At 61.8% G+C, this 20,111-nt stretch carries 26 protein-coding genes and 1 tRNA gene; 5 read left to right on the plus strand and 22 right to left on the minus strand.

Going from position 1 to position 20,111, the window contains the following annotated elements:
* Nucleotides 1-16: 16 nt before the first annotated feature.
* Nucleotides 17-595 (plus strand): hypothetical protein, encoded by a 579-nt coding sequence (locus Q0K02_RS05865; protein WP_294485983.1) that lies wholly within the window; start codon nt 17-19, stop codon nt 593-595.
* A 27-nt stretch (nt 596-622) separates the two neighbouring features.
* On the plus strand, nt 623-1,024 hold the full coding sequence (locus tag Q0K02_RS05870; RefSeq protein ID WP_294485986.1) for a VOC family protein: 402 nt from the start codon (nt 623-625) through the stop codon (nt 1,022-1,024).
* A 300-nt stretch (nt 1,025-1,324) separates the two neighbouring features.
* Here the strand turns inward: Q0K02_RS05870 and Q0K02_RS05875 are convergent, their stop codons facing one another.
* Nucleotides 1,325-2,359 carry a branched-chain amino acid aminotransferase gene (locus tag Q0K02_RS05875; RefSeq protein ID WP_294485988.1) on the minus strand — a complete coding sequence of 345 codons (1,035 nt, stop codon included), beginning with the start codon at nt 2,357-2,359 and terminating at the stop codon, nt 1,325-1,327.
* 525 nt (nt 2,360-2,884) lie between these two features.
* Here Q0K02_RS05875 and Q0K02_RS05880 point away from each other — a divergent pair.
* Nucleotides 2,885-3,403: a single-stranded DNA-binding protein gene (locus Q0K02_RS05880; protein WP_294485990.1), complete on the plus strand. Its 519-nt coding sequence runs from the start codon at nt 2,885-2,887 to the stop codon at nt 3,401-3,403.
* Between the two features lie 585 nt (nt 3,404-3,988).
* On the opposite strand, the gene Q0K02_RS05885 is transcribed toward Q0K02_RS05880, so the two are convergent.
* Nucleotides 3,989-4,064 (minus strand) — tRNA-Glu (locus Q0K02_RS05885).
* Nucleotides 4,065-4,118: 54 nt separating this feature from the next.
* On the minus strand, nt 4,119-4,718 hold the full coding sequence (locus Q0K02_RS05890; RefSeq protein ID WP_294485993.1) for a GDSL-type esterase/lipase family protein: 600 nt from the start codon (nt 4,716-4,718) through the stop codon (nt 4,119-4,121).
* Between the two features lie 242 nt (nt 4,719-4,960).
* Here Q0K02_RS05890 and Q0K02_RS05895 point away from each other — a divergent pair, with 242 nt between their 5' ends.
* Nucleotides 4,961-5,515: a hypothetical protein gene (locus Q0K02_RS05895; RefSeq protein WP_294485996.1), complete on the plus strand. Its 555-nt coding sequence runs from the start codon at nt 4,961-4,963 to the stop codon at nt 5,513-5,515.
* Between the two features lies 1 nt (nt 5,516).
* A complete protein-coding gene (locus tag Q0K02_RS05900) occupies nt 5,517-5,876 on the plus strand; it encodes a hypothetical protein (protein WP_294485999.1) in 360 nt (119 codons plus the stop codon).
* A gap of 44 nt (nt 5,877-5,920) precedes the next feature.
* Here the strand turns inward: Q0K02_RS05900 and Q0K02_RS05905 are convergent, their stop codons facing one another.
* From Q0K02_RS05905 to Q0K02_RS05995, 19 genes are all read right to left on the minus strand, one after another.
* Nucleotides 5,921-6,757, minus strand: coding sequence for a hypothetical protein (locus Q0K02_RS05905; RefSeq protein WP_294486002.1), 837 nt, complete (start codon nt 6,755-6,757; stop codon nt 5,921-5,923).
* Between the two features lie 65 nt (nt 6,758-6,822).
* Nucleotides 6,823-7,533 (minus strand): lytic transglycosylase domain-containing protein, encoded by a 711-nt coding sequence (locus tag Q0K02_RS05910; RefSeq protein ID WP_294486005.1) that lies wholly within the window; start codon nt 7,531-7,533, stop codon nt 6,823-6,825.
* A 3-nt stretch (nt 7,534-7,536) separates the two neighbouring features.
* Nucleotides 7,537-7,962, minus strand: coding sequence for an ATP-binding protein (locus tag Q0K02_RS05915; protein ID WP_294486008.1), 426 nt, complete (start codon nt 7,960-7,962; stop codon nt 7,537-7,539).
* A gap of 102 nt (nt 7,963-8,064) precedes the next feature.
* A complete protein-coding gene (locus Q0K02_RS05920; protein WP_294486011.1) occupies nt 8,065-8,400 on the minus strand; it encodes an STAS domain-containing protein in 336 nt (111 codons plus the stop codon).
* Nucleotides 8,401-8,416: 16 nt separating this feature from the next.
* Nucleotides 8,417-9,067, minus strand: coding sequence for a type III secretion system export apparatus subunit SctR (sctR, locus tag Q0K02_RS05925; protein ID WP_294486013.1), 651 nt, complete (start codon nt 9,065-9,067; stop codon nt 8,417-8,419).
* Between the two features lie 19 nt (nt 9,068-9,086).
* Nucleotides 9,087-10,130 carry a type III secretion system cytoplasmic ring protein SctQ gene (gene sctQ / locus Q0K02_RS05930; protein ID WP_294486015.1) on the minus strand — a complete coding sequence of 348 codons (1,044 nt, stop codon included), beginning with the start codon at nt 10,128-10,130 and terminating at the stop codon, nt 9,087-9,089.
* Nucleotides 10,131-10,231: 101 nt separating this feature from the next.
* Nucleotides 10,232-10,876 carry a type III secretion HpaP family protein gene (locus Q0K02_RS05935; RefSeq protein ID WP_294486017.1) on the minus strand — a complete coding sequence of 215 codons (645 nt, stop codon included), beginning with the start codon at nt 10,874-10,876 and terminating at the stop codon, nt 10,232-10,234.
* Between the two features lie 20 nt (nt 10,877-10,896).
* Entirely contained in the window at nt 10,897-11,397 is a 501-nt protein-coding gene (locus Q0K02_RS05940) for a YscO family type III secretion system apparatus protein (RefSeq protein WP_294486019.1), read from the minus strand.
* Nucleotides 11,398-11,399: 2 nt separating this feature from the next.
* Nucleotides 11,400-12,716 (minus strand): type III secretion system ATPase SctN, encoded by a 1,317-nt coding sequence (gene sctN / locus Q0K02_RS05945; RefSeq protein WP_294486021.1) that lies wholly within the window; start codon nt 12,714-12,716, stop codon nt 11,400-11,402.
* Between the two features lie 14 nt (nt 12,717-12,730).
* Nucleotides 12,731-13,339 (minus strand): HrpE/YscL family type III secretion apparatus protein, encoded by a 609-nt coding sequence (locus tag Q0K02_RS05950; protein ID WP_294486023.1) that lies wholly within the window; start codon nt 13,337-13,339, stop codon nt 12,731-12,733.
* Nucleotides 13,327-13,995 carry a hypothetical protein gene (locus Q0K02_RS05955; protein WP_294486025.1) on the minus strand — a complete coding sequence of 223 codons (669 nt, stop codon included), beginning with the start codon at nt 13,993-13,995 and terminating at the stop codon, nt 13,327-13,329. The genes Q0K02_RS05950 and Q0K02_RS05955 overlap by 13 nt, the downstream gene beginning before the upstream one ends.
* A 3-nt stretch (nt 13,996-13,998) precedes the next feature.
* Nucleotides 13,999-14,760, minus strand: coding sequence for a type III secretion system inner membrane ring lipoprotein SctJ (gene sctJ, locus Q0K02_RS05960; RefSeq protein WP_294486028.1), 762 nt, complete (start codon nt 14,758-14,760; stop codon nt 13,999-14,001).
* A gap of 12 nt (nt 14,761-14,772) precedes the next feature.
* Nucleotides 14,773-15,201: a hypothetical protein gene (locus Q0K02_RS05965; protein WP_294486031.1), complete on the minus strand. Its 429-nt coding sequence runs from the start codon at nt 15,199-15,201 to the stop codon at nt 14,773-14,775.
* Between the two features lie 25 nt (nt 15,202-15,226).
* The gene (locus Q0K02_RS05970) at nt 15,227-15,598 is read right to left on the minus strand and encodes a tetratricopeptide repeat protein (protein WP_294486036.1); all 372 of its coding nucleotides are present in this window, start codon (nt 15,596-15,598) and stop codon (nt 15,227-15,229) included.
* A 175-nt stretch (nt 15,599-15,773) separates the two neighbouring features.
* Nucleotides 15,774-16,019, minus strand: coding sequence for an EscF/YscF/HrpA family type III secretion system needle major subunit (locus tag Q0K02_RS05975; RefSeq protein WP_294486039.1), 246 nt, complete (start codon nt 16,017-16,019; stop codon nt 15,774-15,776).
* Between the two features lie 15 nt (nt 16,020-16,034).
* Complete coding sequence (locus Q0K02_RS05980) at nt 16,035-16,241, minus strand: hypothetical protein (RefSeq protein WP_294486041.1); 207 nt, start codon at nt 16,239-16,241, stop codon at nt 16,035-16,037.
* Entirely contained in the window at nt 16,234-17,730 is a 1,497-nt protein-coding gene (gene sctD / locus Q0K02_RS05985) for a type III secretion system inner membrane ring subunit SctD (RefSeq protein WP_294486044.1), read from the minus strand. The genes Q0K02_RS05980 and sctD overlap by 8 nt, the downstream gene beginning before the upstream one ends.
* A complete protein-coding gene (gene sctC, locus Q0K02_RS05990) occupies nt 17,731-19,533 on the minus strand; it encodes a type III secretion system outer membrane ring subunit SctC (RefSeq protein ID WP_294486045.1) in 1,803 nt (600 codons plus the stop codon). It lies immediately after the preceding gene.
* 2 nt (nt 19,534-19,535) lie between these two features.
* Nucleotides 19,536-20,012 (minus strand): hypothetical protein, encoded by a 477-nt coding sequence (locus Q0K02_RS05995; protein WP_294486048.1) that lies wholly within the window; start codon nt 20,010-20,012, stop codon nt 19,536-19,538.
* Nucleotides 20,013-20,111: the final 99 nt, after the last annotated feature.

Genomic DNA, 20,111 nt, shown 5'->3' on the forward strand with positions numbered 1-20,111 from the left:
AGCATCAGGATTTTTCATGAAAAAAACAGTCGCCGCCGTCGTTGTCAGTTGCATGATTCTTTTTCTTCCAGCGCCGTGGAAGGCCGGCGCGGCCGTTTCGACATCGGAGGGCGTGAAAGCCGCGAGTCCGAGCTGGGAAGACCGCTATGTGAAGGAAGCCCGCATCACCATAGAAAAAGGCGTGATGAGCGTGATGAACGGACTCAGGACGCCCGAGCAGCTTCAGGAGTCCGTGAATTATTTTTGCCGCACGTGGAACGATCACTGGGCGGATTCGCAGCTGTTCATTCTTGAGGACGAGAGGGATATCGACGTGTACGGCAATCTGTATTCCCTGAAGGTGCTGTGCCGGACGCTGAGGCTTGCCGCGGACGACTGGCATGCCGCGGAGCGGAGTTCCCGCTCGGAAGAGACGCTGGAAAAGGCGCTCTGGCTGGAAAAGCAGAGCGAACTGCTGGCCTCGCCGGTGGGGGAAATCATATCTCGGCAGAGCTACAGCGACTATCTGCCGAGGCGCGTGGCCATCATGCAGGAACAGTTCCCGTATGTGGATGAATTTTATAAACTTCACTCCTTTCGCTCCGTGCTGCGCTGAGCGTGGGAGAATCAGGGAGACAGCGGTATGAGCACAGGTCTGCACCATGTGGCCATGGCCATTCAGGATAACGACGTGTATGAGCGCACGGTAACATTTTATCGGGAAGTGCTCGGGTTTGCGCTGGTGAGAAGCTGGGTCAATCCGCCGCGCCGTGTCACCATGCTTGACATGGGCAGCGGCATGCTGGAAATCGTGTACGGCGCAACGGGCTCCGGGGAAGGCGTGTTTTCGCACCTTGCGCTTCGCGTGGAGAGCGCCGCCGAACTCGACGCCCTGCTTGAGCGCTGCGTGAAGGCCGGATGTACCCTGACCCGTCCGGCGAGAGACGTGGAGGCCGTGCAGGACGACGGCGGAACCTTCCGTTTCCGCAACGGCTTCTGTCAGGGGCTCGCCGGGGAGAGTCTTGAGTTCTTCTGCGAATACTGATCGGCGGAGAGCGTGAGTTTGTAACGCGTCTGCGGATTTGTCTGTTGAGGAGTCGGCATGGCACAGTTTTTTGCATGCCGGGCGCGTGACAGGTCGCGGATTCGCCGACTGTTGCCGTACGGATATTGAGCGGACGAAGCATCGTCGCGCATGAAAGGAAAGGCCGCTTCCGAGATACGGAAGCGGCCTTTTGACGGAGCTGTTGTAGTCACTCCGAACGGGTGAACGTCAGGCGACATGCCGGAGCGTTCGCGTCATAGCCGGTGGTCGGAATATCCGTGCCGACCGGTCGAATGTTTGTCAGGCGATGCGCTTGATCCAGCCCTCGGGAGCTTCGATGCGGCCCATCTGGATGCCGGTGAGCGTGTCGTACAGCTTGGTGAGCACGGGGCCCATGGCGTCCATGCCGGAAGGCACGCAGATTTCTTCGCCGTGATTGACGATCTTGCCCACGGGAGAAATGACGGCGGCCGTGCCGCAGAGGCCCACTTCAGCGAAGGAAGGCACTTCCGTCAGAGGCACGACGCGTTCTTCGACTTCCATGTTGAGGTAGTGCTTGGCCACGTAGAGCAGAGAGCGGCGGGTGATGGAAGGCAGAATGCTGTCGCTCTTGGGGGTGACGAGCTTGCCGTCCTTGGTGATGAAGATGAAGTTGGCGCCGCCGGTTTCTTCCACGTTGGTGCGGGTGGCCGGATCAAGATACATGTTTTCGGCGTAGCCCTGACGATGGGCGTCCATGATGGCATGGAGGCTCATGGCGTAGTTCAGGCCGGCCTTGATGTTGCCGGTGCCGCGGGGCGCGGCGCGGTCGAAGTCGCTCACGCGGATGGTGATGGGCTTCATGCCGCCCTTGAAGTACGGGCCGACGGGCGTAACCAGAATGCGGAACTGATACTCGTCGGCAGGCTTGACGCCGATGACGGCGGAGCTGGCGAACATGTAGGGGCGAATGTAGAGCGTGGCGCCGGAGCCGTAGGGAGGAACCCAGGCAAGGTTGGCATGCACGGTTTTCACCACGGCGTCGACGAAGCGCTCGGTGGGGAAGACGGGCATTTCCAGACGACGGCAGGAATCTTCCATGCGCTGACCGTTGAGGTCGGGACGGAAGCAGACGACGTGGCCGTCTTCGGTGGTATAGGCCTTCAGGCCTTCAAAGCAGGACTGAGAGTACTGGAGCACGCCGGCGCATTCGGTAATGACGACCTTGTCGTCGTCGGTAAGCTGACCTTCATCCCACGCGCCGTTCTTGTAGTTGGCCACGAAGCGCTTGTCGGTCTTCATGTAGCTAAAGCTCAGATTGGCCCAGTCCAGATTCTTCTTTTCCATGGTACACATCTCCTGACAGCGTACACGATTTGAAGTTCGTGTATATAGGGCCGGCCTTGCGGTCGGGAGCCTTCATGCCTGCCGGAATGTTCTTTTTGGATTTTCGACAGGAACGCATACACTTTCGGCAAACTCTGGCATTCTCCGGCAGGCTCGTCAAGTCCCGGCGAGGGGGTAATTGCGCATTTTTTGGCGTTTTTTCCGTGGAGATTTGCCTGCCGCAGGGATGACAATCCTGTAAAAAGAAAAAACGGCGGAGTCGGGAAGCCTTGCCGCGCAGGGCGAGGCGGACTCGGCGGACGCAAGGGGGGGGCGAACGCAGAGCGGTTCTTTTTCGTGTCGCGCGGTACAGGGATGGGCTGCGCGGACGACGCATCGGGAGAAGCATGCCGTGCTGCCGGGCATCGGCGGGGCGTCGGGAGCGTGAACAGGTTTTTCTTGTGCTCCCCCGGGATTCAGGCTATATTAATTTTTACCTGCGCGGTTTTGTCACCTGCCGCGAGGATTCACCTGTAGAAAAGAGGATTCGTTTCCATGTTGAATAAAGTCATGATCATCGGCCATCTCGGCGCTGACCCTGAACTGCGCTATACCCAGAGCGGTTCTCCCGTGACCACGCTGCGTATTGCTACGGATGAATCATATACCGACAGGGACGGCAATCGCGTGGAGCGCACGGAATGGCATCGCGTTGTCGTGTTCCAGCGCGCGGCGGAAAACTGCAATCAGTACCTCCGCAAGGGCAGCTTGGTGTACGTGGAAGGCAAGCTTTCCACCCGCAAGTGGCAGGATCAGAACGGTCAGGACCGCTACACCACGGAAATCCGCGCCGACCGCGTGCAGTTCCTTGATCGTCGCAACGGCGGCGCTCCCGCCGACGGCGACAACATGGGCTATGCGCCCCGGCAGTCGGCTCCCCGTCCTGCGCAGGCTTCCCGCCCCGCTCCGCAGCGTCGCGCGCCTCAGCAGCAGCCGCAGCAGCAGGACAGCTACGAAGATCTCGGCCCCGCCTTCCCGTCGGAAGCGAGCACCATGGACGACATTCCCTTCTAGTCGTCGGTTGTGATCCGGCCTGAATCCGGACATCGTTTTTGCAGCGCAGCGCGGCTTCGGTCGCGCTGCGTTTTTTTGCGCCCGAACATCGGACAGCGTTTCTCCGTCTGCCTGAGTTGACGGCAGATCATGCGTTTCGACTGAGGCGCGGCTGCCGCGCGTCGTTAGCGGCAATCATGCAAAGAGCAGAGTCGTTTTGCCGGTCAACAACCGAAGTTCAGAGCCGACGCGGAAGCAGGGAAACATCCAGGCAACGCGCCGACCGCAGTATGAGAGAATCTTGGCTGTCTGCCGAAGGTTGCCTGTTATGAGGGGGCAGGCGCGATGCCGCACCTGTTCCGACGGGGGCTTCGCAGTCGTCCGGTGACGCTTCCGCGATGGCGGCGACGTCGGGAGTCTTTCAGTAGTGATTTTTTTCGGCACGACGGGGAAAGAAGCTCGACAATCCGTTGTGCCGCGCTGGAGCATCATTGCTCGGGAATGGCCCTGCGCAGGGCGTGCGCGCGGGCAAGGGGGGGGACGCTTCCGGCATCGGACAAAGAAAAAGCCCCATGCTGTTTTGCAGCATGGGGCTGATATTCTTTATGGTGTCACCAACGGGATTCGAACCCGTCTTGGAGGCTTGAGAGGCCTCTGTCCTAACCGGATAGACGATGGTGACCTGTCGTTCACTCGACGGATGGACTTTATAGGGAGAGTCCTGTCGTGTCAAGCATTATTTTTCGCTTTTGAACCAGGACGCCAGTTCCGGGGCCTGCAGCAGCAGAGAGGCGATCATGTCGTTGCCCGCGGGGCCGGGATGCACGCCGTCGGAGAGGTCCTTCACGTAGTCCATGTTCAGAAGGGGATGGAAGATGTCCACGAAAGGCACGTCGATGGCGCGGCAGATGGAGGCGTAGGCCGTACACAGGACGTCGAGGCGCTGACGGTGTTCGTCGTCAGCCACGGGGGGCGCGCTGACGAGAGCCGTGCAGCCGTACGTTTTGGCCTTCAGAAGAATTTCGCGGGCGTTGGCGGAGGATTCGCCCACCGGAACATTGGGAGAACCCTTGGGAGCGGCCATGTCCACGGTGCCGAAGCAGAACAGCAGGCAGGAAGGCACGCCGTCGATGACTCTTGCCTTGAATTCGGCTTCCCAGCGATCGAGAATCATGCGGCTGGAGTTCTTGCGAACGCCCATATTGTAGAAGGTGTCGGGCGGAAGGCAGAGTCCTGCCTCGGCGGCCTTTTTGGCCAGACGGGCCACCCAGCCGCCCGCAGGGGCGTCGTTCACGCCGAGCGTGACGGAATCGCCGAAGAAATGAAAGATCTTCATGGAACATCCTTTATGGTTGGGAACGTGCGTCTGCAGTGCAAAGCGGCCCTGCGTCCGAAGTGCAGGCCGCGCATGCTGCAAGCGGTTTAACTAGCATGTTCCCCGGGCGCTGCCAAGAAGAGCGGCCCGGCCTCGCTCCGGCAGGCCGATGCCCGCCGGAAAACGAACGGACTTGAAAAGGGCCTGCCTTGCTGCTACGTTCCTTTTCCCGAAAGAAGACAGAAAAGAGGCAGGAGGCAGCCATGGAAGGCGATAAGAACAAGGATTTGCTGAAAGAGCTTGCGGAGTACAGAAGCGGACTTCAAAACCTGCTGGCGTCGGAAGCCGTGAAGGCCGGATTTCTGAAGGATGCCGTGCGCAGCATTCCGGAGCTCACGGGACTGGTGCGCACGTTTTTTGAGCACTGCATCCGGGAATATCACTCGCTGTACGATCATGTGGAGCCGCTGGCCGTGCTCGGCTCCTGCTGCTTTGCTGGGGCCGCGGCCGCCAATTTGTGGGAAGCGGTAGGGGAAGAGCTGCTGAAGAGCAATCTTTTTGCGCTGCTTTCCCGCGAGCGCGGCATGAAATTTCTTGACGATACGGCGCTGGAGCTTGCCGGAATGCCGGGCGGAACGCCTGCCGGAGACCGGCTGGCGGCGTGCATCAAGGGCAACTGGAGCATCATGGCGCTTGCCACCTGGAGCGGAACGGTCAAGAATCGTCAGCCCGAGGAGGCCATGCTGTTTCTTCAGGCCACGGCGCAGGTGCTGTTCATTGTTGGCGAAGCCGTTGTGCTGGCCGGAAAGGAGAACTGACATGTCGATGTCTCCTTCCATGCTGCTGCGCGCCGGAGTGGACAAGCTGCTGAAAAGCGACGCCGTGATGGGCGCGCTGCGTCGTCAGGCGGGGCGCTATGTGGACGTGCTGGATCTCGGCTGCGCGACGGGCGGCGTGACGGCGCTGGTTCGGCCTCTGGGCTTTGAGGAAGAGGTGTGCATTGTGCTCAGCCGTGCCGAAGTGGACGAGCAGGGCGCATGGATACGTCCCACGGAGATTTCTGCGGATCGGGAAAGCGTAGATGCGCTTCTCCGGGATTTCGTGCTGGGAAGGACGTTTGCGCTCCCCGCCATGGCAAGACCGTTTGCGGGCATGCTGCGCAAGCTGCTCGGCGACTGATCGCCGGGCCGGACTCGCCGCGCCCGGGTCGATGCCTGACGAAGCTAGCGGATGACGATGGAGATGGTTCGTCTATCCCTCTGAACGACGTTGCATTCTCCGGGCTTTTCGCTCAGGGGAAAGGTGAGCACGGTGTTGCCGTTGCGCACGTCCGACTGCATGTCTTTGATGAGCGTTGTCTGCGGATGCCGGTTGGAAACGTTCCACAGTCCCTGCATCGTGACTTCATAGCGCAGCGGATCGGAAAGAAGCTGACCTTCCGCCGTGAGGGAAGAGCCTTCCCCCGCAATGTCGAGCTGCATGGAGTCTTTTTTCAGATCCATGGAAGTCCAGGTCTTTTTCGCCCGCGCCGGAGCTGCGGCGCTGCGAGGCGAGTCGGCGGAAACGTGGCCCGGGGCGTTCTTTGCCTGGGGCGCGGCGTTTGCCGGGGCGGCGGGCGTCTGACCGGCGGCCGCGGCATCTTTCGGCGCTGCGGGCTTGGGCGTATTATCCTGCGTTTCTGCGGCGTTGGCGGAGGATGGCGTCTGATTTTCGGGCGCAGGCGGCGTCAACGTCGATGACTTCGGCGACTCTCCGGCGTTTTTCTTATCTTCCGCGGCCTTTTGCGCAGGTTCCGGCAGAGATGAGGCGGTTACGCCGCTCATGGCTCCGCTGACGCTGCCTTTCGGCGCATCGACCTCGCACAGGGCTTCGGCGGGATAATCGCAGAAATTTTCCAGACGGATGCGCGAGGCTTCCAGGGAGGCCCGCAGCTCACGATTCTGGCGCTCCAGCCTTTTTCCCTCTTCCCAGGATTGAAAGAACAGCCAGGAGCCGCAGGCTACGGCAAGGACAAGGGCGGCGACGCTTGCTCCGACGAGAGTAATGAAAATCCTGTTCATGATGGGCAGATCCGGCGTTTTTGCTTGCTTTTTGATGGGGCGGTCGAGAGCGTTTCTCCCTTGCGTCAGGGAAGTTTTTCATTTCCGGCGCTCCGGTCGGCGGAGTCTTCCTGATGCGCCGCCACCTGACGGAGATATTCCCGGGTTTCGGGGAACGGCGGAACGCCGCCGTATTTCTCCACGTTGGCCGGGCCTGCGTTGTAGGCGGCAAGGGCCAGCTCCAGCGAGCCGAACCTGTCGAGCTGACGGCGCAGATAGGCGCTTCCGGCCATGACGTTGGCTTCGGGATCATAGGGATTTTCGAGCCCCAGCTCCTTCTGCGTCTCGGGCATGATCTGCATGGCTCCCCGCGCTCCCTTGGGGGACACTGCGTGCGCCTGAAACGCGGATTCCGTGCGGATGACCGCGGCAATGAGCGCCTCGGGCAGCGCGTAGGCCCGGGCGGCCTTGCGGATGATGCGTTTCCATTCTTCCGGAGCCGTGTACACCCTGCCGCTTTTGAGCGCGTCGGCCAGTTCCGGCGAGATCATGGGCCTCGGCATGGCGAGCAGCCGCGCCGAAGGCGAAAGACTGGCCACATCCATGCTGTTGATGAGAAATTCGTGCTCCGTCTTTCGTTCCAGCGCGCTGGTCTCCGTTACGCTGACCTCTTCCGAAAGAATGCGGCCGGCCTGCGCCGGACAGGGCTGGGCAGCGGCGGCGACAAGCGTCCAGAGTGCGCCTGCCAGGGCAACGCGCAGCCGTGTTTTACGTCCGGAGCAATCGTTCGTCGGCACGGGTCAATCCTGTTCGGGCAGGGAGAAATAGACGTCGATGCGGTTGGCGCCGTCTTCCCGGGAGTAGGCCTGATGCGTGGTCACGTTGCGGATGAGGTAGATGCCGAGGCCCCCGATGGGACGGCTTTCCGCATCCAGCGAGATGTCGGGCGAGGGCGCTTCGGCAAAGGGATTGAAGGGCGATCCCCAGTCTCTGACGGAAAAGCAGAGCATGTCCTCTCCGTCGAAAAACACCTCGCGCAGGGCGATTTCCGCGTTCCCGGTGGTTCCCTCGGGGTAGGCGTAGCTGAACACGTTGACCAGCAGCTCTTCCGTCACGAGTTCCACGTTGAGAAGGGCGGGAAGAAAGCGGGGAGGAATGTTTTCGGAAAGAAAGCTGTTGACGGCGGCAAGCTGTTCCAATCGTGCAGGAACATGAAGCTGTGGCATGAGGCCTCCTGCGGCATGGATGATGGCTGGGCTTGCAGAACGCGCGCCGCACATGCGGCGACGAGGCGTTCTGTGCGCAATGTTGAGAACGAAAACAAAGACTCAGCGCATGCCGGCCAGGGCTTCGTCGAGGGTGGGATACACCTTGAGAATGGAAGTGAAGCCGGAAAGCTTGAACATGTCCGCCACCATGTTCTGCATGGAGCAGAAGGCCAGCGCCGTTCCCGCGCTCTTGCAGGCCTTGCCCATGGTGAGTATGCCGCGGAGCCCTGCGGAGCTGATGTATTCCAGCCCCTCGAGATCAATGATGATGCGCCCGGAGCCGGACTTCAAGAGCTTCTGGCATTCCTCGTTGAATTCCGTCACGGTGGTGGCGTCCATGCGGCCGGAAATCTTGGTGACGGACACGCCGTCCTGAATGGTGGTATTGATCTGCACGGGAAACCTCCGTTGATTACTGATAACTGAGCAGCAGGCCCTGACTGATTTTCAGCCAGCCGTCAAGCGTGACGAAGAGCAGCAGCTTGAAGGGCAGGGAAATGGTGGTGGGCGAAACCATCATCATGCCCATGGCCAGCAGGATGTTCGAGATGATGAGGTCGATGGCCACGAAGGCCAGATAGAGGACAAAGCCTATCTGAAAGGCCTTGGTGAGTTCGGAAATGGTGAAGGCCGGAATCATGATGAGCAGGTTGTCCCTGCTTATCAGGTTGTGGCGCTCCGCGGGCCAGATGCGCTTGGCCGTGCCCATGAACATGTTGGTGACCTTTTCGTCGGAATTGGCGGCAAGAAAGCGCTTGAGCGGCGGAGAGGCCTGTTCGGCCACGCTCAGCACGTCCGCAAAGCCGGGCTGAGGCGGCAGCGTGATGTTTTTGACGATGTCGGCGGTGTCCATGGCCACGGGAGCCATGATGAACACGCTGAGAATGATGGCGAGCCCGTTCATGACCATGGTCGGCGGCACCTGCTGCACGCCGAGAGCATTGCGCACGAGCGATGTGACCACCACGATTTTGACGTAGGAGGTCACCATCATGAGGAAAAAGGGGGCCAGTCCGAGCAGGGACAGACCGGCCATGAGATACAGCGGATTGATGTCGGGCATGGAACGCGTCCGGGCGGCCTTACAGCGTTTCAGTGATCTGCACGCCCAGCGTGCCGTTCATATCGACCAGTCGTCCGCGGGCGACGGCCTTGCCGTTGGCCCGGATGGTGACGGGCGACGAGGGATCGCTTTCCAGCGCGAAGGCGTAGCCGGGAGCCAGCGCTTCCAGATCGCCCACGGTGATGAGGCGGCGTTCCAGTTCAAAGGTGAGACGGATGTCGATGTCTTTCAGCTCGGTGTTGTCCATGGACGGTTCCGGTTCTTCGGATAAGGGTGTGGAAAGAATGGCCTGACCGTTTTTGACGGAACACGCGGCCGTCAGGCTTGCGCCGTGCCCGCGCCGGAGCCTCAGGGTCAGCGTGTCCGGCGCCGTCCAGGCTTCGGGCAGCAGCACGTCTTCCGGGGCCAGCGCGGCGACCTCATCCGGTTTCAGCAGAAGATAGCCCGATTCCAGGGTGACTTCAAGAGGAACGGTCGGCAGGATGTCGCGCAGGGGGCCGCTCTCGCGCACGGGAAGGGTGCGGAGCAGCGCCGAGAGGCGGCCGGCTTCTTCGGCGCGCAGGGGTGAGAGTCGCAGAAACAGCGTTTGGGCTGGCAGCCCGTTGCATGCGGAGAGAGAAGCCCTGAGCCCGATGGAGAAGGCCGGAGATTCGCTCGAAGGAAGAAAGGCGGCGTTCTGCACGGTAAGCGGCCTGTTCAGCGCGCCGCGCAGGGCCGAGAACAGCGGATGCAGCAGCGATTCGAGCAGCGCCCGGCGCACTTCCTCTGGCAACGTGCGCTCGTCGAAGGCGGAGGCGTTGCCTTCCGAGGCGAAAACGTCGTGACGCAGCAGCGCGGAGGTGTCGTCCGCTTCGAGCAGCCAGGCGTCGCCGTCGATATCGACGGAGAGCGTGCAGGCGGCAGGGAACGTAGGCGATTCCGGCAGAGGTTCGACAACGATATCGCCGGAGCCGAACGGCGCGCGCCAGGGGCCGGGGCGGAGAATGAGAGCGTTTTGCAGCAGCGCCTTCTCGCGGGCGAGGAAGGGAAGTTTGAAGGAAGGAAGATAGGCTGGTTCCGCCATGGCAGTATTCCGGTTTCAAAAGCGTTGTGTGTTGAACGTTGCGGAGCGCTCCGGCGAAGGGCCGGATTGCCCTGCCGCGCTGAGGGCCCGCCGCGCGGCGATCAGTCGTTGCCGAACGTCGCTTCCATGTAGCCGCGCGAGCGGCGGTTGGCGTCGTTGTCCTCTCTGTCCGCCTCTCTTGTCACGGTGACGCGCACTTCGTTGTTTTCCATGTTTTCCAGCATGGTCTTCAGCGTTCCCTGGGAGGCGACGAGCGTTTGGAACGCCGAGGCGTCGGTGCTGGCAAGCGTGACGGAGAGCAGGCCGCCCGCGTCGCGCTGAAGAATGATTTCCGTGCCGGGAAGCGTGTGACTTCCCAGGGAAAGCCGCACCTCGTGGCCGCCGTTTTCCGGCGTGGAAACGAGAATGCGCTCCACAAGCTGCGCAAGCTCGGCGCCGTCGGTCTCGGCCGGGGCAGGGGCGGACGAGGCGCTCTGCACCTGCTCCATGCGGCCGGAAAAAAGGCTTTCCAGCGGACTGGTCATGCCGCCGAGAGGCGAGGCGTCGCTTTCGGGGGCGCTTTGGTCGTCGTGTCTGGACTCGCCGCTTTCAAGGTCGTGCCTGCCGGAGCTCCTTTCTTCCAGTTTTCTCAGAAAGAGGTCGGAACTTTCCTTGTCGCAGGGCAGGGGAGTCTGATCGCTGCGGTCGGCGCGGACGCTTTCCTGCGCGGATGAAGGTTCGGAAAATCGCACATGAAGGTTGCTCATGCTGTACTCCTTGGGAAGCCTCAGGCGTCTTCGCCCTCGGCTTCGGCGCCTTTTCTGGAAATGGGACGGAATTCCTCAAGTTCGAGATCTTCCTGATGTTCCGCCTCCTTTTTGGCTTCCTCTTTCCAGATGTCCTTGTGGGCCTGAATTTTGGAGGTGTTTTTGCTGGCGGTCTTGACGGCCTCCCGGGCGCGGGTCAGCTCGTCGCGGCGCTGCGCTGCGCTTTTTTCGGCGTCGGATACGGCCTGCCTGCGAGCGTCTTCCTCCACGGCCAGAAGCGCAAGGCCCGCCTTGAACGCATCCAGATCTTCGAGGCTCAGGGCCTTGTTCATGATGGACGCATAGCGGCGGTCCTCTTCTTCCTTACGCCACGCGCGGTACTCTTCCAGCTCCTTTTTTCTGGTTTCCACGGCCTGCTCGGCCTCGCGCAGCTTCTCTTCCGCATCCCGCACCTGGCGTTTGGCGCTTTCCTCGCGGTACTCGCGAACGGTGAGCAGGGCTTCAAGAGGATACGGTTCCACGGTCAGCGCACGGCCTCGAACAGTCCTTCCAGCGTCTGCTCGAAGGTGCTTTTTTCACCAAGGCCCTGCTTGAGAAAGGCGTTTACCTTGTCGATGTGGGCCAGCGCGTCGTCGGCCTCCTTGTCCGCGCCCTTCTTGTATTCTCCAATCTGCACCAGAAGTTCCACTTCTGCAAATTTTGCCAGTATCTGACGCAGGCGCTGGGCCGCCTTCTTGTGCTCCTTGCTCACGATGGAGTTCATCACGCGGCTTACGCTGGCCAGCACGTCAATGGCCGGGTAGTGGTTGCGCGAGGCAAGCTTGCGCGAAAGAATGATGTGCCCGTCGAGAATGGAGCGCGTTTCGTCGGCAATGGGTTCGGTCATGTCGTCGCCTTCCACGAGCACGGTGTAGAGCGCCGTGATGGAGCCCTTGTCGGAATTGCCCGCGCGTTCCATGAGCTTGGGCAGCTCGGAAAACACTGAAGGCGGAAAGCCGCGTCTGGTGGGCGGTTCGCCTGCGGCCAGACCGATTTCACGCTGGGCGCGTCCGAAACGGGTGACCGAGTCCATCATGAGCAGCACGCTTTTGCCCTGATCGCGGAAATATTCGGCAATGGCCGTGGACGTGTAGGCCGCCTTGAGTCGCTCCATGGAGGAGCGGTCGGAGGTGGAAACCACGAGCACGGCTTTCTTGCGTCCTTCTTCGCCGAGGTCGTTTTCAATGAATTCGCGCACTTCTCGGCCGCGTTCGCCGATGAGGGCCAGCACGCACACTTCGGCGGAACAGCCCTTGATGATGCTGGAGAGCAGCGTGGACTTGCCGCCGCCGGCGGCGGCGAAAATGCCCATGCGCTGCCCTTCGCCGCAGGTGAGCATGCCGTCGATGGCGCGCAGACCGAGCGTGAGGGGGCGGCTGATGATTTTTCTGGTCATGGGGTTCGGCGCTTCGGCAAACACGGGATAGTGATGCCGCGTCTTGAGCGCCGGACCACCGTCGATGGGCTGACCGAGGCCGTCCAGCACGCGGCCGAGCAGCTCCTCGCCTACGGGCACGGAAAGAATTTCTCCCGTGGGAATGACTTCGGTGGCCGGAGACACGCCCTGACAGCTTCCCAGCGGCGAGAGCAGCGCCACGTTGCGCACGAAGCCCACCACTTCGGCCTTGAGCGTGAAATCTTCCCACGGATTGCGGAGAATGCACAGCTCTCCCACCTTCACTCCGGGCACGACGGCCCGGATGATGGTGCCTATCACCTGTTCCACGCGGCCGCGCACGTCCACGGGGGTGGTTGTCTGCACCGCTTCTTCGAGAAGCGCTCCGATGTATTCAAAGGCCATGGTCACTCCGCGCGTTACTGACGTATCTTGCTGTGAAAGGCGTTTTCGAGGGCTTTCAGCTGGGTTTCAAGGCTGGCGTCCACCACGCCGAGCTCGCTTTCCAGAATGCAGGAATCGCGGGGAAGACGGGCGTCGGCCACAATGGTGAGAAAGGCCGTGCCGGAAGAGCCTGCGGTCATGGCGGCCAGGGCCTGCGTTACGGCTTCCTCGTCGGCGGGAGCCACGCGCACGGTCACCCGTTGCTGACCGCGCACCGTGTTCAGGGCGTTGCGCACGATGCGCACGATGCGTTCCTTGTCGTCCATTTCGCCGATGATCTTGCGAATGGCCTGATTGACCACGCTGACCAGCGTGTCTTCGATGCCTTCAATGAACTCCACGGAACTCAGGATGGTTTCCATCATTTTTTCCGCGTGTTCCATTTTTCCTTCTTCTATGCCGTCGCGGTATCCCTCTTCCTTTTTCTGTTCATAGGCCTCTTCGGCCTGTTTTTTCATGAGGGCGGCCTTTTCCCGGGCGGCGGCGAGCAGGGCGTCGGCCTCAAGAAAAAGGCCGTACTCCTCCGCCTTGATGATTTTCGAGCCCGCGGCGGGGCGCACGGAGTCTTCGCCTAATCGAAACATGGAGCCCATTGCGGCGCGACCTCCCTGAGAAGAAGTTTTTTCATGGTGAACCACAGCGCCGTGCGCTGTTCCCGGCGAAGCGACGGAACAAAGGCCGCGTCGCTTTGGCCTTTTGGCGCGGAGAAGCAGGGCGGAGCCAGGGCGCGCAGCTCTTCCGGCCAGCCTTCGCCGACAAGCGCGGGCAAGGCGCTGGCCAGCAGGTCGATTCTTTCGGCCAGAGCGCCGAACGAGGCCGGAACAAGAAGCGGAGCGCGCAGCCCGGAAACCTGATAGCGGCCTCTTTTCAGCGCGTAGGTCACGACGTCTGCGCCGAGACGGCGGCGCAGTTCCAGCACCTGCGCCCTGGCGATGACCTGCGAAAGTTCCTCGGCATGCACGGCGGCGCTGAAAAAGAGACAGAGCCGCTCCACGGTGTCTGCGCCGATCAGCGCCATTCTGCGGGATTCCTCGTAAAAATTCCAGTAGCCCTGCGCAGGCTGATCGGGCAGAGGCCAGGCTCGGCGAAATTCCGGGCGGCTCCAGAGACCGGCCCAGGGCTCGCCGAGTTCGGCAAGCTCCGGCGGAAGAGCCGCGGAAAAAGGCTTGTTGAACGAGAGCACGGCCTTGAACAGCTGCGGTTTTCGTTCAATGATTTCAGCGAGAAACCGGTAATCCATGGATTACTGTTCCCTGTTTTTGTTTCGGCGCGCGTACATGATGGCCGCGCCCGCCAGACCGATGCAGGCGAGCGCCAGCAGTCCGGCAACTCCGGCGGCGATATAGAACTTGCGATTGTCGGTTTCGGCCGCGCTTTGATCGGGCATGGGCACGCTTACGGTTTCCCGCACGGGAACCAGCATGACGGAAACCTTGTCCTGCATGAGGCCGGGAACGGCGTTGGCGGCCAGTTCCCGGATGTAGGGAATAAGTCTCGTGGCCTGGGATTCCGGCGTGTGCCGCAGGAACACGGCGGCGCTCGGCGGGGTGACGTTGCCGGTTCCGAGGTCGGTCTGACCGAGCACCACGTGAACTCTAGCGGTGAGCACGCCGTCGATGCGGGAGAAGGTGTCGGCGAGCTCCTGAGAGAGCGCGTAGGCCAGTCTGGCCTGTTCCTCGGTGGTGGAGGAAATCATGCCCTGGGCGGAAAAGACCTGTCCCAGACTCTGGAAGTCTTCGCGGGGGAGACTGTTTTCCCGCAGAATTTCCAGCGCCTGCACGATCTGCTTTTCTTCCACGGCAATGCTGAAATCGCTTTTGGCGGCCACCTTTTCCGCGGAAATGCCGTGTCGCAGCAGCACGGAAAGCATGGTGTTGGCCTGATTCTCGCTCAGTCCCTGATAGATTTCGGTTTTGCATCCCGCAAGCAGAAGGGCGGCCAGAACGCAGACAAGGCAGAGGGCCCGGCGGAGGGCGGAACAACAATGAGAACGGAAGAACGACATGGCATTTCCTTGTCAGGACTGATTGCGCAGCAGAGAATCGAGGCCCTGCGAGGTCTTCTGGGCGACTTGGGATCCGGTGTCGAGCTCGTGGCGGAGCATGGCCACCTGAAACTGCAGACGGTAGAGTTCCGTGGGACTCGGCAGCGGCGTTTCGGCGGGAGCGGCTGCGGCTGTTTTCCCGGAAACGTCGCTTCCGGCGTCGATATGGAGGGAATTTTCCTCCCGGGGCAGGGACGCCGCCTGCGTTTCGGCGGCCTGCCCGGACCGCAGCGGGTTTTCGGCGGACGCCTCGGGCTGGTCCATGAGACTTTCAAAGGCACGGGCCAGAGAGTCCGGCACGGGAGACGGACCGGAACTGACCAGTCCTTCCCCTTGGGAGACTCCCATGCGCTCAAGCGCTTCCAGCAGGCGGCCGGAAGAGGCGACGGAAACGGCGTCCATGAGCTGTCCTTAGAAAAAGGGCGCGTCAGGCGGCGTCCATGTTTTCCAGAAGCGAGCGGGCCAGCTCGGCGTTTTGTCCTCCATTTTCGACCAGAGGACTGAGCACGGCCCTGGCTTCTTCCTTTTTGTCGGCGAGGCAGAGGCACAGGCCGAGCATGGCCTTGGCGTCGGCGTCGTCGGGGTGTTCGGAGAGAACGCCGTCGCAAAGCAGCTTTTCGGCCTCATCATATTCTCCGATGACGATATGGCTGAGCGCCTGTCCGATGAGCGCCGGAACATGACCGGGACGGACGGCGAGAACGCCGTCGTAGATGGCGCGGGCCTGAAGCACCAGACCTTTGTGGCAGCCGGCGTTGGCAATGTCGAGCAGGCGGGTTATCTGGGAATCGGTAAGCATGACGACTCCATGCGATTGACGGTTCACGGCGCGCCGCCTGTTCCGGGGAGGCGGCGCATGCGCGCGGTCTGCGGAAAAAGCGGCGGGGCGTCTCCTTCGCGTGCGAAGGCGGCGCAGAAAAAACGGGGCGGTCCCGGAACGCTCGTTCCTGAGATCGGCGCGGAAAACAGCGGTCTCAGCTGGAGCGCTGGGCGAGACTCTTCATCATGTCGGTCATGCTCTTGGTCACGGTGGAGAGCGCCTCCATCATGGCGTTGTACTGACCGATTTCAAACTGAAGGGAAATCATCTGCTCGTTGCTCAGCTCGGAGCCTTCGCCCAGGGCTTCCATCTTCGCGTTGAGATCGGAACCCTTGGTGCTGATGCCCTGAAGGGTGTTTTCAAACATCTGGGAAATGTTGAATCCGCTGATGGAATCCATAGTGTCCTCCTGAAATCATGCAAAAAGCTTGTCGAGAATGTCGGCGGCGGCATGCACGGCCGAACGGGCCGCCTGCGCCGTCTTCATGTCCTCCGGCGTGAGGCCCTTGTCCATGGCTCGCCTGAGATCGGCGTCCATGGCGGCCACTTCATCGCGCACGGCGGTCTGCGCTCCGTAGGGGGCGTTCTCCATAATGTCGAGAACGGAGACGAATTCACTCATGGGAACCTCGCAATGGATAGGTGATGGTTTGATTGTTTCTGCTCAGGGTGAGCGCATCCACGGAAATGCTTTCCAGCCGGTATCCGCCGGGCAGATCGCCGCCTTCAAACACCCGTTCGCCTCCGGCCAGCGTGATGAACTTCAGGGCGCCCATGGAAACCGAAGTCACGCTGAAGCCCGTCGCTTCGCGCGGCTCGGGTGCGGCGGGAGCGGCGCGCCGCGGCTCTTCCCTTGCGTAGATGTTGTCGCTTTTGGCCGGTTGCAGCGTCTCGGAATCGTTGACGATGTCGAAGCGCACCGGAACGCCGAGACGTTCCTGCACGGCGGCCACCGTCTTTTCCAGCGAGGACCTCGTCTGCGGCGTGAATGCGCCGTGCAGCACGATGCGCCCCGGAAGATACTCCGTCTTCACCGTCTCAAGTCCGGCCGAAATCAGCGCGGGCGCGAGAAGAATCTGCACGTCCGTCTCGTGGCGGATGTCGCGGAACAGGGCCAGCTTCGGCTTGCCCGTGGTGGGCGACGTCTGCAGGTCGGGCACGTTGCGCACGGCCTCCGAGAGCGCCTGTTCCTCCAGCACGCCGTTTTTGATGTAGCCCTTGACGAGCAGCCCCGGATGCGCGGAAGGCGGCAGCTCCGTCACGTCGGGATACAGTCCGAGCGTGTTGAAGGAGGCCCTGACGGCGTCCGCGGCGTCGGAACGAACCGTGACGTCCAGATACACGGGGAACTGCAAAAACTGTGCCAGCCTGAGCAGCCTGCCGCGTTCCCTGTCGGAAGCGATGCGCCCCGTCACGGTGACGCCGTTTTCCGTGCCGACCACGGTCAGGTTGTGGTAGCCCGCCTCGTCGAGCAGGGCGCGCACGCGCTCTTCCGGGGAAAGTCCGCCGTCCGACCCCTTCCAGGTCAGGGAAAGCAGACCCAGCAGCACCACGGCAAGGGCGACGCCCGCCTTCCGCAGAAAACGGCCGGATCTGCGCGGCGGCTCGGAGGCTTCTTCCGCAGGCGAGTCTTCTTCCATGGAGAGCGGCGTTGTTTCGTCGGTGATGCCAGCATTGTTGGCATCGGGAGCGGCGGCTGCCGACATCGTTGCCGCAGCCCGGGCATTGTCTGGAGTCGGGGTTTCGGCAGGCTTGCGGGCGCGTGCCATGACGTCTTCCACTTCCTGCCAGGCGGCGTTTCCGGCGGACGCGGTTTCCGTCCAGGAAAAGAGCACCTGGCCGAGACTGAAGGGCCGCCGCGGCAACACCGGCTGTTCCTGCTGCAGCGCTTCGCCGTTCAGTGTTACGGGGCCGTCCAGCGGCTCCACGGTCACCTGCGGCCCCTTTTCCGAAGAGGTGACGCGCAGCACGGCATGACGGGCCACCAGAGAGGAATCCCCGAAAATGAGATCGCAGGAATCGTCGGAACCCATGACGTACGCGCCGTCTTCCAGTTCTATTTCCGCGCCGAGGTGAATGCCGGAAAACACGCGAAGGGTGACGCCGTTCATTTAGAGCGTCCTTTCCGCGCCGGAAATCGTGGAGACTTTCGGCGTGCTGGAGGCACGGGAGCAGCCCGCGCCCCGGGGCTGAACAGGCTCGCGGGGAGCGTAGTCGGCCTGGGTGGCGTCGCGATGGAAGGACGGATCCTCCGCCTGCACGGGCACGTTGGTCTCGTTCAGCTGCACGATGCGGGGGGTGATGAGAATGAGGCGCTCCATGCGCTTGCTCTGCTTGGACTTGGCCTTGAACAGGTTGCCCAGCACGGGAATGTGCATGAGCAGGGGAACGCCGCTTTCTCCGGCTTCCTTCTGCTCGTAGTAGTAGCCGCCGATGAGCAGGCTCTGCCCCGCGTTGACGATGGCCTGCGTGTTGATCTTGGTCTGCTTGATGGGCGGCACGCCCGTGGCGGTTGAAACGGTGCTCGTGCTGTTGTCCTGATCGTCCTGCACGCTGACGGCCAGCTTGATGGAGGTTTCGCCGTTTTCCCTGATGATGTGGGGCGTCACGCGCAGCACGGTGCCGGCTTCCACCTTGTAGAGATCCACGGCCTGATAGCCCTGCACTTCCACATAATAGGTGGTGGTGTTTTCCAGCGTGGCCTGAATGTTGTCCACCGTGAGCACGGAGGGACGGCCGAGCACGCGGGCTTCGTTGTTTTCTTCCAGCGCCTGAATGCGCGCAAGGAAAAAGTCGCTGCCGTGGGTATAGATGGTGGAGAGCGTCATGCCGGCGCTGTCCACCACGCCGGGCGAAGGCATGCCCGTGCCGCCGGAGGTGTTGCCGGAAATGGTGCCGCCGCCGCTCCAGCCGTTGTTGTTGTACCCTGCGCCCTGGAAGGAAATGCCGAGGTCGCGCTTGAAGTCGGTGTCGATGTCCACGATGGCGGCGTGGATTTCCACCAGCTCCACGGGTTTGTCCAGATCCTTGATGACCTGGGCGTAGTAGGGCATGCGGTAGGCGGCGTCGCTCACGAGCACGGCGTTGACGCGCGGATCGGCCATAATGCTGATGCTGCCGGTGCTGACCGGCGTGGGCGAGGCCGGAGTCTGCGGTTCGGAATTGTCGTCGGCGCCGAGAGCGGCCAGTCCCTTTCCGCCCAGCTTTTCCACGGTGGCCCGCTCCTGCGTCACCTTGGTGCCGGAAACGGTGGTGCCCATGACCATGGCGCGCAGAATGGAGGCGATGCCGGGCACGGTCACGGTTTTGTCCATGCTGCTTACGGTCATGTCTTCGGCCCAGGCGTGCTTGAGCGGAAAAACCCGCATGACGATCTGCTCCGTCTGCGAGGCTTCATAGGCGGCTACGGCGCTGCGGATCTGATCCAGATAGGACTGCGGACCGGATACGGAAATGACGTCTCCGGCGGCTCCCAGCGAAGGGGGGAGCTGCGGAGAGAATACGGCGGAGTTTCGGAGCGCGCTGTAGAGCTGCTGCGCCGTACCGGTGCGCGGAGAAATGAAGATGCGTTTTGTTTCCGAGGCGTTGTAGAAATGCAGCGTTTTGCCGAGCGTGTACCAGTACACGTCGAAGGCGCTGCGCATGCCGTCGAGAAAGGTGAGGGGCGGAACGTCCTGAAATCTGCCGCTCACCTTGCCCTTGACCGCCGGGGAAACGGCGGCTGTATAGCCTTCGGCCTGCGCAAAGTTCATGAGTACCGTTCCCAGTTCCTGTCGATCGGCATAATAGGAGAAATTGCGGCGGAAGGGCCCTGCGGCCGAGGCCTGGGCGCAGAAAACAAGAAGGCACAGGCAGGCGACAAGCGCCAGTCTGAGCGTGCTGGACGGGAAAAGCCGGGAAGCGGAGATCCTCATAGTCATCCTTGGAAGGAATCGGCGGCAGGCCAGGCGCCGAACGAGAAGCTGAACGGAGACGGCCGGACGCCGGCAGAATCGGCGGAACCGGAAATCTGCCGTTTCCACCAGGCAAGATCGTTGAGAAAATCCCGGACTTCGGCAACGAGCGCAGTTTCGGTCGCTGTGGCGAGGCGGAAGGAGCGGTGGAGCTCAAGCCCGCTCTCCCCGATGCCGAACACGGAACGGCGTTTTTTCAGGGATCCCGCCGCCAGCGCCGCCAGACGCTGAATCTCGCTCTCGGCCTGAGTGTCGTCTCCGGAAGGGGCGGCTCCGAGCTTTGCCAGCAGAATGCCGGTCGAGCTGTCCGGCGAGAACAGTTCAAAATCCAGACCGCCTTCCAGCGAAAAACGGAAGACGCCGTCGCCGTCGGGAGAGGCGTTGTTCCATCCTGCAGCCCGGGTGATGATGTCGACGGTCTGCTGAAGAGACGATGTCATGACGAGCTCCTGAATTTTTTCCACTTTAGTGACTTTTGCAGAGGTCTGTCAAATGTCCTGTGCGTTGTGCCGGGCGCTTTTTCAGCCTGAAAGGGCCCC

The organism is uncultured Mailhella sp. (assembly GCF_944324995.1).
Lineage (GTDB): Bacteria > Desulfobacterota > Desulfovibrionia > Desulfovibrionales > Desulfovibrionaceae > Mailhella.